The 12,540-nt window shown below is 29.1% G+C and carries 14 protein-coding genes, 1 other RNA gene and 1 other annotated feature; of the genes, 14 read left to right on the top strand and 1 reads right to left on the bottom strand.

The genetic code is table 11. The annotated features are described in order from the left end of the window. Positions 1–732 precede the first annotated feature (732 nt). Both B5E87_RS11620 and serS read left to right on the top strand, forming a co-directional pair. Entirely contained in the window at positions 733–1,236 is a 504-nt protein-coding gene (locus B5E87_RS11620) for a GNAT family N-acetyltransferase (protein WP_087245073.1), read from the top strand. 37 nt (positions 1,237–1,273) lie between these two features. Then, positions 1,274–1,463, top strand: a binding site (T-box leader). Between the two features lie 41 nt (positions 1,464–1,504). Further along, a complete protein-coding gene (gene serS, locus B5E87_RS11615; protein ID WP_087245072.1) occupies positions 1,505–2,782 on the top strand; it encodes a serine--tRNA ligase in 1,278 nt (425 codons plus the stop codon). A 93-nt stretch (positions 2,783–2,875) separates the two neighbouring features. Here serS and B5E87_RS11610 read toward each other — a convergent pair whose 3' ends face one another. Beyond that, a complete protein-coding gene (locus tag B5E87_RS11610; RefSeq protein WP_087245071.1) occupies positions 2,876–3,652 on the bottom strand; it encodes a Cof-type HAD-IIB family hydrolase in 777 nt (258 codons plus the stop codon). A gap of 348 nt (positions 3,653–4,000) precedes the next feature. Here B5E87_RS11610 and ffs point away from each other — a divergent pair. The 12 genes from ffs to rsmI all read left to right on the top strand — a co-directional run bounded on the left by ffs (position 4,001) and on the right by rsmI (position 12,373). Then, an RNA gene (ffs, locus tag B5E87_RS11605) (signal recognition particle sRNA small type) lies at positions 4,001–4,088 on the top strand. A 15-nt stretch (positions 4,089–4,103) separates the two neighbouring features. Further along, positions 4,104–4,547 (top strand): nucleoside deaminase, encoded by a 444-nt coding sequence (locus tag B5E87_RS11600; protein ID WP_087245070.1) that lies wholly within the window; start codon positions 4,104–4,106, stop codon positions 4,545–4,547. A 99-nt stretch (positions 4,548–4,646) separates the two neighbouring features. Beyond that, complete coding sequence (locus B5E87_RS11595; protein ID WP_087245069.1) at positions 4,647–5,339, top strand: Bax inhibitor-1 family protein; 693 nt, start codon at positions 4,647–4,649, stop codon at positions 5,337–5,339. 57 nt (positions 5,340–5,396) lie between these two features. After that, positions 5,397–7,211, top strand: coding sequence for a DNA polymerase III subunit gamma/tau (dnaX, locus tag B5E87_RS11590; protein ID WP_087245068.1), 1,815 nt, complete (start codon positions 5,397–5,399; stop codon positions 7,209–7,211). A gap of 1 nt (position 7,212) precedes the next feature. Continuing rightward, complete coding sequence (locus B5E87_RS11585; protein WP_087245067.1) at positions 7,213–7,518, top strand: YbaB/EbfC family nucleoid-associated protein; 306 nt, start codon at positions 7,213–7,215, stop codon at positions 7,516–7,518. Continuing rightward, the gene (recR, locus tag B5E87_RS11580; RefSeq protein WP_087245066.1) at positions 7,518–8,111 is read left to right on the top strand and encodes a recombination mediator RecR; all 594 of its coding nucleotides are present in this window, start codon (positions 7,518–7,520) and stop codon (positions 8,109–8,111) included. Before B5E87_RS11585 ends, recR begins: the two co-directional genes overlap by 1 nt. A 22-nt stretch (positions 8,112–8,133) precedes the next feature. Next, positions 8,134–8,325, top strand: coding sequence for a pro-sigmaK processing inhibitor BofA family protein (locus B5E87_RS11575; RefSeq protein ID WP_275112316.1), 192 nt, complete (start codon positions 8,134–8,136; stop codon positions 8,323–8,325). A 69-nt stretch (positions 8,326–8,394) separates the two neighbouring features. Next, on the top strand, positions 8,395–9,018 hold the full coding sequence (gene tmk, locus B5E87_RS11570) for a dTMP kinase (protein WP_087245064.1): 624 nt from the start codon (positions 8,395–8,397) through the stop codon (positions 9,016–9,018). Beyond that, complete coding sequence (locus B5E87_RS11565) at positions 9,015–9,968, top strand: hypothetical protein (protein WP_087245063.1); 954 nt, start codon at positions 9,015–9,017, stop codon at positions 9,966–9,968. The genes tmk and B5E87_RS11565 overlap by 4 nt, the downstream gene beginning before the upstream one ends. Before the next feature lie 12 nt (positions 9,969–9,980). After that, positions 9,981–10,811 (top strand): PSP1 domain-containing protein, encoded by an 831-nt coding sequence (locus B5E87_RS11560; RefSeq protein ID WP_087245062.1) that lies wholly within the window; start codon positions 9,981–9,983, stop codon positions 10,809–10,811. Continuing rightward, entirely contained in the window at positions 10,792–11,526 is a 735-nt protein-coding gene (locus B5E87_RS11555) for a tRNA1(Val) (adenine(37)-N6)-methyltransferase (RefSeq protein ID WP_087245061.1), read from the top strand. Before B5E87_RS11560 ends, B5E87_RS11555 begins: the two co-directional genes overlap by 20 nt. Then, positions 11,519–12,373 carry a 16S rRNA (cytidine(1402)-2'-O)-methyltransferase gene (gene rsmI / locus B5E87_RS11550; RefSeq protein WP_087245060.1) on the top strand — a complete coding sequence of 285 codons (855 nt, stop codon included), beginning with the start codon at positions 11,519–11,521 and terminating at the stop codon, positions 12,371–12,373. Before B5E87_RS11555 ends, rsmI begins: the two co-directional genes overlap by 8 nt. The last annotated feature ends 167 nt before the right edge of the window (positions 12,374–12,540 follow it).

Below are 12,540 nucleotides of genomic sequence, written 5' to 3'. Positions count from 1 at the left end.
GGCATACTGACATTTATCATGACAATGATAAGTGTTATAGTGAAATTGCTTCTTATTATTATTGATAAGAGTACAAAAAAATAACTACCTCGTGCTTAGGATAAATTGAGATAGTTATTTTTCTCAAACAAATCTAAGGCATAACCGCTTATTGGCTGTTCCTTTTCAATTACATTATAGTTTATGTTATTTTAGAAGTCAATATACAAAGAATGATATTTGCTTAAAGTAAATATCAAAAATAAATCTACACTTTCTAGATAATATAGAATCTAATTTTTAATATTGATATAATGCAGATGGAACAGCAATAACGGTAGGTGGTTATGCCTTAGTCGTGGGACGAAGGCACGTGATCCTTCGTTGACATAGATATCCATTTAATAAATGGAAATATGAAAGACGGAGGTGATGGACATGACATCTTATGAGATGGTCATGATAGTGTTAGGAATACTGACATTTATCATGACAATGATAAGTGTTATAGTGAAATTACTTCTTATTATTATTGATAAGAGTACAAAAAAATAACTACCTCGTGCTTAGGGAAAATTGAGGTAGTTATTTCTCCTTAATTTAATCTAAGGCATAACCGTTTATCGGCTGTTCCTTTTTTCAATTACATTATAGTTTATGTCATTTTAGATGTCAATATACGAATAAATATATCTATTTATATGAATATTTAATAATGTTATAATATATTTAAAAAGTAGAGGTGTTTTAAAGATGAAATGCATAATAAGAAAATGGAAAAGAGAAGATGCCGAAGATTTATATCAGAATATTAATGATTTAAGAATTTTAAATAATTTAACAGATCGTATACCTTATCCATATCATTTACAGGATGCCTATGATTATATAGAAGCTATGTTATCTGCTGATGAAAATGAAATCTTTGCTTTTGCGATTGAATATGAAGGACATGTTGTTGGCAGTATTTCTGTTTTAAGACAAGATGATATTTATCGTAGAAGTGCAGAATTAGGATATTATTTAGGATATTCTTATTGGGGAAAAGGTATTATGAGTGAAGCTGTGAAACAGACATGTCAATATGTTTTTGAACATAGTGATATAGAGAGAATTTTTGCGGCTCCTTTTGATTATAACCCAGCCTCACAAAGAGTCTTAGAAAAATGTGGTTTTGAACGAGAAGGTATTTTACGTAAGAATGGCTTTAAAAATGGTGAGTTTCATGACATGATAATGTATTCTTTGATTAAATAATTATTGAAATTATCAAGTCTTATGCTATAATCAGTATATCAAATCGTTGCATTGGATAAGTAAATGTGAAATCATGATAGAGAGCTGATGGTTGGTGTAAATCAGTATGAGGAAACATTGAAATCTACCAATAAGAGAAGCTAATCACTTCCGGTTGAACCGTTATCTCATAAAAGTTATCAGTTTGATAAGAAATAGGGTGGCACCACGATAAATTCGTCCCTTGTAAAAGGTGCTTTTTATTTTATTGAAAAAGGAGAAATGAAAAATGATTGATATTGCTATACTAAGAGAAAATCCAGAAGCTGTAAAAGAAAATATGCGAAAGAAATTTCAGCATGATCGTTTACATTTAGTTGATGAAGCTTTTGAATTAGATAAAGAATATCGTGAAGCTCTGACAAAAGCAAGTGAACTTCGAGCTATGCGTAATTCATTATCTAAAGAAATTGGACAATTTATGCGTGAAGGAAAAAAAGATTTAGCTGAAGAAAATAAAAGAAAAGTCAGTGAAATGGCTGATACTTTAAAAGAATTAGAAGCAAAAGAAGTTGAATTAGGTCCAAAATTAAAAGAAGTGATGATGAAAATTCCTAACTTTATTGATGATAGTGTACCTATTGGAAAAGATGACAGTGAAAACGTTGAAATTCAAAAATATGGAGATCCTGTTGTTCCTGATTATGAAATTCCATATCATGCTGATATTATTACAAAATTAAATGGTTTAGATAAAGAAGCAAGTGGAAGAACAAGTGGTAATGGTTTCTATTATTTGATGGGTGATATTGCTAGACTTTCTTCAGCCATGTTATCTTATGCCAGAGATTTTATGATTGATAAAGGATTTACTTATTGTATTCCTCCATTTATGATTAGAAGTGATGTTGTGACTGGTGTTATGTCATTTGAAGAAATGGATGCTATGATGTATAAAATTGAAGGTGAAGATTTATATTTAATTGGAACAAGTGAACATAGTATGATTGGTAAATTTAAAGATCAGATTGTTAAAGAAGAAGAATTACCAATTACATTAACTTCATATTCACCATGTTTTAGAAAAGAAGTTGGTGCTCATGGTATTGAAGAACGTGGTATTTATCGTGTACATCAATTTGAAAAACAGGAAATGGTTGTTTTATGTAAACCAGAAGAAGCTATGGAATGGTATGATAAAATGTGGTCATATACTGTTGAATTATTTAGAAGTTTAGATATTCCTGTAAGAACACTAGAATGTTGTAGTGGAGATTTAGCTGATTTAAAAGTTAAATCTTGTGATGTAGAAGCATGGTCACCTAGACAGAAGAAATATTTTGAAGTTGGATCTTGTTCTACATTAGGAGATGCGCAAGCTAGACGTTTAGGTATTCGTACAAAAGGTGAAAGAGGAACATATTATGTCGCAACTCTTAACAATACTGTTCTAGCAAGTACACGTGCATTAATTGCATTTATTGAAAACAATTATAATGAAGATGGAAGTATTTCTATTCCTGAAGTCTTAAGACCATATATGGGTGGAAAAGAAAGAATTGGTTAAAATTCAAAAATGACATGGTGTCCTGGATAAAAATCCGGGGCATTTTTTTATTTTATAAAGATATAAAAAAGCTGCAAAGATGCAGCTTAGATCTTATATAAGGTGATGTAAAAGGCAATAGTGATAAATACCATCATCACATACATGACCACATATATCATCAGCAATCTCTTTCACTTGTGATGAAGCATTTTCCATTGCAACACCTGTCCCTACTGTTTGTAACATTTCTATATCATTATTTCCATCACCAAAAGCGAGAGCCTGTGATGCATCTAATTGATAATAGTCAAGAATTTTTTGAATACCAATACCTTTACCACTTTGAGCAGGAATAATATCAACAGCTCTATCCCACCATGCTGTAATTTTAGCATTTTCTACATTGTCCATAAGAATTGAATAATCTTTTTCTCTACAACCAACCATTATTTGATAAACTTCATCTTTAGCGACTTCATTAAAATCATCAGCAACTTCTACTTTCATTTTGGCAAAGTCAAAATATTGTACCAAATCATCATCTTTTCCATTGCTGGCAATTCTGTTTTTTGTAGCAATGGATAATGGTCTATGTAGTTTTTTGGCATTTTGAATAATTTGTTGAACATCATAAGATGGAATAGGGAAGTTTGAAATATCTTGATCCTTTGTAAAACAATAAGAACCATTAAAAGTTAAGAAAGCATCAAATTCAATCCCATCAAAATGTGGTAAACTCATGGGTGTTCGACCAGTTGCTAAACAGATTCTGATTTGATTTTCTTTTAATCTTTTTAATGTTTCAAGCATTTTTTGAGATATTTGTTTTTTATTCATATCAATAAGTGTTCCATCAATATCAAAAAAAATGATTTTTATTGTTTTCATATAAATCTCCTTTATATTGAGTGATATATATTATTGTATAATTTTTAAGTTTATATATAAAGATAAATAATGATTTTGTTTGAATATTCGTACATATCAAATTTATATTCAAGACAGTCATAAAGACATCATTTAGATAATTTTGGTGTTTAGAAGGTTATTTAATATTGAGAAGAATACGAACTAACAGTATCCTTTTTAAAACTATCGTAGTGATTTAAAACATTAACAATAGAACACGAATTATTTAACTTATCATCAAAAGTTGAAGTTTTATAAAGGAAAAGATGGATTTATTGGGAAATAGAATTTTTTATTGATTTGTATAAGAAATATGCTATAATAGATTTTGCCATTACAATAGGCGGCTTCGAACCATGTCAGGACCGGAAGGTAGCAGCATTAAGAATGTCCGTTTATGTGTAGTGGCTTTTTTCTAAGGAGTGAGATTATGAGTGATGAAGAATATATGAAAATAGCTTATCAGCAAGCTTGTTTAGCAAGAGGCATTGATGAAGTGCCTATTGGAGCTATTATTGTCAAAGATGGTGAGATTATCGCAAAGGCTTATAATCAAAAAGAATCGACCCATGATGTAACGGCACATGCTGAAATGATGGCAATTAGAGAAGCTTGTCAAAAATTAGGCAATTGGCATTTAGATGGCTGTACATTATATTCAACATTAGAGCCATGTATTATGTGCAGTGGAGCTATTATTCAAAGTCGTATAGAAAAAGTTGTTTTTGCTGCTAAAGGACAACGATGGCATGGATTATCAACTTTTTTAGCAAATCATGAGTTTAATCATCATCCTCAAGTGATTTCAGGAATCTTAGAAAAACAATGCTGTTTATTATTGTCCCAATATTTTAAAGGAAAAAGAAATCATTAATGCAGATTTTTTATCTTAAGCATATGTTTTGATATTATCTTATAGACTTTCATCATTTATCCATATCAATATGATATACTATATTTAGAGGTGAGATATATGGATCAAAAGATGTTAACGAAACAAATGAATTATGAAAAATTCTTGTCTGAAGTTATCAAATGGGTTTTCTTTGGCGTAGGCATAACGGCTATAACTTCCATATTAGTGATTTTTTCTGGGATTATCTATGCTTTAATACCTTTTTATTTTCCAGTTTTGATAATTTCAGTTATTATTGAAATCGCATTTGTATGGATATTAAATAAAAAGATAGACAAACCTATAGATGAATTATCATTTTCATCAGTTAAAAGATTTTTTATCTTATATTCAATTGTTAATGGTGTTATTTTTTCATTTATATTAGCATCAGTTTCTATTTATATAACAGCTTTAGCATTTGCTTTAACATGTGCTTATTTTGGTTTGTTATATACCATTACAAAATATACGACTTCAAGTTTTTCAAATATCGCTAAAGTCTGTATATCAGTATTACCAGTCATGATTATTGGTTATATCATTTTATTGTTTATTCAGGCACCAATGCTTTATTATATTATTGTTTTTTTAGATTTATTAATTTTTACAGGTATTACTTTATATGATTTCAAGATGATTTCGACAATGTATGAACAATCGTCAGAAGAATACCAAGAAGGATTAATATTGTTTTGTGCTTTTGAACTGTATTTGGATTTTGTTAATATCTTTATTGATATTTTAATGTTAATCATGGATAATAATTAGATATCGAAAGATATCTTTTTTTATGTTATAATGTGACAAGACAAGGAGTTGATAGAGGTGGCATATAAGACATTATATCGTGTTTATCGTCCGCAAAAGTTTGAAGATGTTGCTGGACAAGAACATATTATTACAACTTTAAAACATGCTGTTGATGAAAATAAAATTGCTCATGCTTATTTATTCTGTGGTCCACGAGGAACTGGAAAAACAACAATTGCTAAATTATTAGCAAAAGCTGTTAATTGTACAGGTTCTCCTAAACCATGTGATCAATGTGAGAATTGTCAACAGATAACTTTAGGTACGCATCCAGACGTTATTGAAATTGATGCTGCCAGCAATAATGGTGTTGATGAAGTGAGAAATCTTATTGAAAAGGTCAAATACGCACCAACACAAGGAAAATATAAAGTTTATATTATTGATGAATTTCATATGATGTCACCAGGTGCTTCAAATGCTTTATTAAAAACATTAGAAGAACCTCCAACTCATGTTATATTTATTTTTGCAACAACAGAACCACACAAAATATTACCGACAATTATTTCTCGATGCCAAAGATTTGATTTCACTAAATTAAGCATTCAAGATATTGTTCATCGTATGAAAGATATTATTAATGAGGAACATTATGAATGTGATGATGAGGCATTGGAATTGATTGCAAAACTGGCTGATGGTGGAATGCGTGATGCATTGTCTATTTTAGAACAATGTCTTGCTTATAATGATCAACATTTAACTGTAAAAGATGTGAATCAGATATATGGAATTGTTTCTTTAGAAAATAAGATTGATTTTATAAAAACAATTCTTTCTAAAGATATGAAAAAAGCTTTATCATTATTAGATGATATGAAAATGAATGGAACAGATATTAAAAGATTAACATTAGATTTAGTTGATATTTTAAAAGATGTTGTTATTTATCGTAATACACATGATGAATCTATTTTATTTGTTTTATCTAAATATTACTTAGATTTAATTGTACCATATATGGGCTGTGAAGAAGCATTAGATTTTATTGATATTTTAATGGATGCCAGTGAAAAATATGCGAAAGTAATCAATCCTTCCGTTTATTTTGAATTAGCTATTTTAAAAATGTGTAATCAAATAAAAGATGAAAAAGTTATTCATATGGAAACTGTAAAAGTACCTGAACAGCCTATTCAACAACTTAAACAAAGTGATGTGATTATAGAGGACCATCATGATGTTGAAGAAGATCATCATGATGTGATAGAAGAGCCTGTTCAAGAAGAGATTATTGATGAAAGCATTGATGATCCATCTTTAGAAAGTCATGAAAATGATGATATTCCTACTTTTGAATTTGAACAAAAACAGGATATTGAGCCAACTGTTGATGATGAAATTCAGGTAGATGAAGCTGATATTATGAATATCCTTGTTCAAGCCAAAAGAACAATATTGGAAAGTATTCAAGAAAGATGGCCAATTATTAAAAGATATTTAGCAAATCTGAACATGGCTAAAAGTGCAAGTATGTTATGTGATGGAACAGCAGTAGCTGCATGTGAAGGTGGACTTATTATTTCTTTTGAATATCAGCCATCTGTTAATGCTGTTAATTATTATAAGAATTATAAACAGTTAAGTGCTTTTCTTAGCGAAGTTTTAGGAAGTGAGTATCGTTTTATTGCGATTCAGCAGGATGAGTGGTTGAAAATGCGTAGCCATTTTATTGAATTAAAGAGAAAAGGTCAATTACCTCAACCTCATGAATTAACATTAAAGCATATAGATAGTCATGATTTAGATCATGTTGATATGACTGAAGCACAAGAATTTGCGATTCAATTATTTGGAGAAGATATTGTAGAATTTAAGGAGGATTAATATGAATTTTGGAAATTTATTACAACAAGCACAGCAAATGCAACGTAAAGTCAATAAAGCAAAGAAGGAATTTGATGAAAGAGAATTTGAATTCAATAGTCAGGATGATTTGATTGTTGGAAAGATGAAAGGGAATCTTTCTATTATTGAATTACATATTGCACCTTCTTTAATGCAAGAAGATCAGGACAATATGGAAGCTTTATTAATGGCAACTATTAATCAAACAATAGCTAAAGTTTCTAAAGAAAGGGAAGATACATTAAATCAAGTTACAAATGGTGTTGATGTATCAGCATTTCTATAATGGAATATCCACAAAGTTTTGAAGAACTGGTTGAATGTTTTAAAATGTTACCAGGTATTGGAACAAAAGGAGCTGAACGACTTGTTTATCATGTTCTTTCAATGGATTTACAACAAGTTGAAAGATTCTCAGATGCCTTATTAAATTTGAAAAAACGAATTCATTATTGTAAGAAGTGTGGACATATTTGCGAAGGAGAAATTTGTGATATATGTCAGGATCCAACAAGGGATCAGACAACTATTTGTGTGGTAGAATCACCTAAAGATGTTTTTGCAATGGAAAAATTGAAAGAATATCATGGATTATATCATGTATTACATGGAACTATATCCATTATGGATGGTAAAACAATTGATGATTTAAATATTCATTCTTTGTTTGAACGTCTCAATGACAATATTAAAGAAGTTATTATTGCTACAAATCCTACACGTGAAGGTGAAACAACAGCTTTATTTTTAGCTAAACTTCTTTCAAAAGAAAATATCCCAGCTTCTAGAATAGCTAATGGATTACCAATAGGAAGTAATTTAGATTATGCTGACGAATTGACTTTATTAAAATCATTAGAAGGAAGAAAAAAAATCTAATCATCTCATATATTAAAATGAGGTGATTTTTTTGTTGAAAGTAACACGCATTTTTATGAGATTGCTTATGGCAACTATTTCAATTTTTATATTTAACGCTTTTTCCTCAATAACTCATTTAACACTATCTCTCAATATATTTAATATTCTTATTATTTCTATATTTGATATTTTTGGCTTTATACTTTGCATTGTTTTAAGAATGGTCCTTTAATTGTCAAGAAATAAAACTTTATCTTTGGATTAATTTTTTATATAATAGAGAAAGAAATGGGGTGTTAATATGTCAGGCGTTTTTATTTCTTTTGAAGGTGGAGAAGGTAGTGGAAAGACAACTATTGCCTCAATGATTAAAGAAGCGCTTACAAAAGAAGGGTATCATGTTGTTTTAACAAGAGAACCTGGTGGTGTTGAAATTGCTGAAAAAATTCGTGATATTATACATGATGTAAAATATACAAATATGGATAGAAAAACAGAAGCTTTACTCTATGCAGCAAGTCGTAGACAGCATCTAGTTGAAAAGGTTATTCCAGCATTAGAAAAAGGATATATTGTGATTTGTGATCGCTATGTTGATAGTTCAATGGTTTATCAAGGTATTGCCAGAGGGATTGGTATTGATGAAGTTTATCAGATGAATTTATTTGCGACTGAAAACATTTTACCAAAGCGTACAATCTTCTTTGATATTTTACCGGAAGATGGACTCCAACGTGTATATGCAAATAAGGATAGAGAAGTAAATAGGTTGGATTTAGAGAATATTGATTTTCATCGAAAAGTTTATCAAGGTTATTTAACTTTATGTGATAAATTTCCTGAGCGTATTGTAAAAATAGATGCTTCACTAGATGTAAATCAAGTTTTTAATCAAGTCTTATCAAGAATTCAAGAAATTCTATGAGTTATAAAGAAATCTTAAAACAACAACAACCTATTTTATATCAGATTATTTCAAAAAGTTTTAAAAACAATAAAATTCCACATGCTTTTTTATTAGTAGGGAAGAATGCTCGACAACCAGCTCATTTTATTGCGAAAAGTTTGATTTGTGAAAATGATGTTCTCGCATGTGATCATTGCAATGAATGTAGACGTATTGATGAACATAATTATGGGGATTTTATTTATTGTAATGGACTTGAAGAAACAATTAAGAAACCACATATTGAATATATTCAAGAACAATTTTCTAAATCTGCTTTAGAAGGAAAGTCAAAAATATATTTAATGGAAAATATTGAAAATTCAACTATTGAAGCAATGAATAGTTTATTAAAAATGCTTGAAGAACCAACTTCAGGTGTTTATGCTATTTTTACTTGTCAAAACTTAAATCGTGTTTTACCTACGATTCAATCAAGATGTCAAGTTATTCAATTATTACCTGTTTCTCAAAAATCACTGAAAGAAGAGTTAAAGAGAGATGACATCTTGGAAGATGATATCAATATTTTATCTGAATTGTTTACAAGCTATGATGAATGTCAAAAATATATTGAATCTGATATGTTTGAAAAACTAAAGCTTGAAGTTTATCATTTTATTGATGATCTTTATTTTCACAGAGATAATTTAATTATTAATGTTCAGACTCATTTATTAAAAGATTTTAAAGAAAAAGAGAACATTCAATTATTTTTGAATATGCTTGTTTTAGCATTAAGAGATTTGTTTCACGTGAAACATTCTATGAATCTCACTTATCCATCTTTTTTAAGTTTATATAAAAGAATAAATGATAGTGATGAAAATATTATTAATAAAATTGATTTGATTTTAAATACAGAATATTTATTGAGTACAAATGCCAATGTTATGTTGTTAATGGATAGTATGATGTTTAGAATATAGAAAGGAGAACTTATGGAAGAAAGATTAGCTCTTATTCGTTTTAATAATGTTGGAAAATCTTATTATTTTTCAACTGATTTAGATCTTTATAAAGGTGATAATGTCGTTGTAGAAACAATAAGAGGGTTGGAATTAGGAGAGTTGGTATCAGATTTAAAACATATTTCTGAATTTAATCTTGATACTGAACTAAAAAAAATTAAAAGAGTTGCAAATCGTGCGGATTTGGAACTATTTGCTTATAATCAAGCAAAGGCTGAAAAGTCTTTAGAAATATGTAAAGAGATTGTCAAAGAGTATGATTTGGACATGCATTTAGTAAGTTGTGAATATACACTTGATGCTTCAAAAGTTATATTTATGTACACTTCTGAAACACGTGTAGATTTTAGAGAATTGTTGAAAGAGTTGGCAAGTGTTTTTAAATGTCGTATTGAATTAAGACAAATTGGACCTCGTGATAAATCTAAGATTGTGGGTGGACTTGGATCATGTGGTTTACCACTTTGCTGTTCATCATTTTTAGGAGAATTTGATGGTGTTTCTATTAATATGGCAAAAAATCAGATGCTTGCAATCAATATTGATAAGATATCAGGAGCATGTGGAAGATTGCTTTGTTGTCTTAAATATGAAGATGATACATATACAAAGGAAAAACAAAGATTTCCTAAAATTGGTTCAAAAGTAAAATACGATAATAAAATTGTAAAAGTGACAGGTTTAAATGTAATAAGTGATTTAGTCAAAATTGAACATGATGGTAATATTTCATTTGTATCATTAGATGAAATTCAGATATTACCACCAAGAGAGCATAAACATGAACCAAGAAGTCGTTAATTATTTATTGGCTTATGAAAATATGCAGATTATCCAAAGAAAAGATATGTTTAACTTTTCTTTGGATACTGTTTTATTAGCTCACTTTTGTACAATTAATAAAGATTTAGATGAAATTATTGATTTTGGAACGAATAATGCTGCCATTCCTCTTTTGTTGAGTTTAAGAACTGACAAGAAAATAAAGGGGATTGAAATACAAAAAGAAGCTGTAGATTTGGCTTTGAAGAATGTTCAATTAAATCATTTAGAGAATCAGATTGAAATTATACATTCAGATATTAAGGATTATGTAAAGAATGCTTCTAAAGTGAAATTGGTTGTATGTAATCCGCCATTCTTTAGGGTTGATGAAAGAAGTAATCTTAATGATAATGAGTTCCTTAAAATAGCTCGTCATGAAATAAAAATAAATTTAGATGAAATTATTCAATCAGCAGCAAGAATTTTGGATAATAAAGGACGTTTTGCAATGGTTCATCGTCCTGATCGTATGATTGAAATTATTAATATCATGCAAAAATATGATATTGAACCTAAACGTATTCGCTTTGTTTATCCTAAAATTGGAAAGGATTCTCATATCTTTTTAATTGAAGGTATGTATAAAGGAAATAAAGGATTGAAAATTGAATCACCATTATATGCTCATAATGATGATGGTAGTTATACGAATGAAATAAGAAAAATGTTTGGAGAAGATATCAATGAATAGACAAAAAAGTTTTGAAAATTCATTACCTACACTATATATTGTAGCGACACCTATTGGTAATCTGAATGAAATGACTTATCGTGCTATACAAACTTTAAAAGAAGTCGATTATATTGCTGCAGAGGATACACGCAATACTATTAAATTATTAAACCACTTTGATATTTCAACAAAACTTGTTTCTCATCATGAACATAATTTAATGATTGCAATACCTAAAATTATTAATGATTTAAAGAGTGGTTTGAATATTGCTTTGGTTAGTGATGCTGGATATCCTGCAATTAGCGATCCAGGTTATGAACTTGTTAAAGAGGCTATTCGTGAAGGATTTAATGTTGTACCTGTTTCAGGTGCTAATGCTTGTTTAGATGCATTAGTTGTTTCAGGTATTGCTCCTCAGCCATTTATGTTTTATGGTTTCTTAGATAGGAATGATAAGAATAAGAAGAAGGAGTTAGAAAAACTTAAAAACTATAGAGAAACAATTGTTTTTTATGAAGCACCACATCGTATTAAAAAGACACTAAAATTGATGTTAGAGATTTTAGGAAATCGTTCAATTGCATTATGTAGAGAATTAACTAAGAAGCATGAAGAAATTAATCGAGGAACAATTGAAGACATATTATCTGTTATAGATGATATGAAAGGTGAAATGGTCATTGTTGTAGAAGGTAATCAAGAAGAAAATGTAGAAGATATAAAAACTTTTGATCAGAGTATTGAAGAACATGTTGAAGAGTATATCGAAAATGGTTTAACTACTAAGGATGCTATTAAAGCAGTAGCAAAAGAAAGAGGTTTATCTAAAAATATTATATATAATGAATATCATAAAAAATGAATATAGAAATATATTCTTTTTTTTATATTTTATGTATAATAAACATATAATGAAATAGGCGAAGTCTAGAAGACCTCGCCCCTTCCCGAACCGTACGGGCACCTTTCAATGCATACGGCTCTCCATTTCTAAGTGAGTTTTCGTTTTGCGATTTGATTGTATTCTAA

Origin of the sequence: Massilimicrobiota sp. An142, assembly GCF_002160725.1 — a bacterium.
GTDB lineage: Bacteria > Bacillota_I > Bacilli_A > Erysipelotrichales > Coprobacillaceae > Allocoprobacillus > Allocoprobacillus merdigallinarum.
The sequence above is the reverse complement of the archived record's forward strand: the minus strand, read 5'-3'. Positions and strand labels throughout refer to the sequence as shown.

Bases quoted from the DNA above. Each gene is read 5' to 3' on its own strand.
- B5E87_RS11620 (WP_087245073.1), top strand. From the start codon at position 733: ATGAAATGCATAATAAGAAAATGGAAAAGAGAAGATGCCGAAGATTTA.
- serS (WP_087245072.1), top strand. From the start codon at position 1,505: ATGATTGATATTGCTATACTAAGAGAAAATCCAGAAGCTGTAAAAGAA.
- B5E87_RS11610 (WP_087245071.1), bottom strand. From the start codon at position 3,652: ATGAAAACAATAAAAATCATTTTTTTTGATATTGATGGAACACTTATT.
- B5E87_RS11600 (WP_087245070.1), top strand. From the start codon at position 4,104: ATGAGTGATGAAGAATATATGAAAATAGCTTATCAGCAAGCTTGTTTA.
- B5E87_RS11595 (WP_087245069.1), top strand. From the start codon at position 4,647: ATGGATCAAAAGATGTTAACGAAACAAATGAATTATGAAAAATTCTTG.
- B5E87_RS11585 (WP_087245067.1), top strand. From the start codon at position 7,213: ATGAATTTTGGAAATTTATTACAACAAGCACAGCAAATGCAACGTAAA.
- recR (WP_087245066.1), top strand. From the start codon at position 7,518: ATGGAATATCCACAAAGTTTTGAAGAACTGGTTGAATGTTTTAAAATG.
- tmk (WP_087245064.1), top strand. From the start codon at position 8,395: ATGTCAGGCGTTTTTATTTCTTTTGAAGGTGGAGAAGGTAGTGGAAAG.
- B5E87_RS11565 (WP_087245063.1), top strand. From the start codon at position 9,015: ATGAGTTATAAAGAAATCTTAAAACAACAACAACCTATTTTATATCAG.
- B5E87_RS11560 (WP_087245062.1), top strand. From the start codon at position 9,981: ATGGAAGAAAGATTAGCTCTTATTCGTTTTAATAATGTTGGAAAATCT.
- B5E87_RS11555 (WP_087245061.1), top strand. From the start codon at position 10,792: ATGAACCAAGAAGTCGTTAATTATTTATTGGCTTATGAAAATATGCAG.
- rsmI (WP_087245060.1), top strand. From the start codon at position 11,519: ATGAATAGACAAAAAAGTTTTGAAAATTCATTACCTACACTATATATT.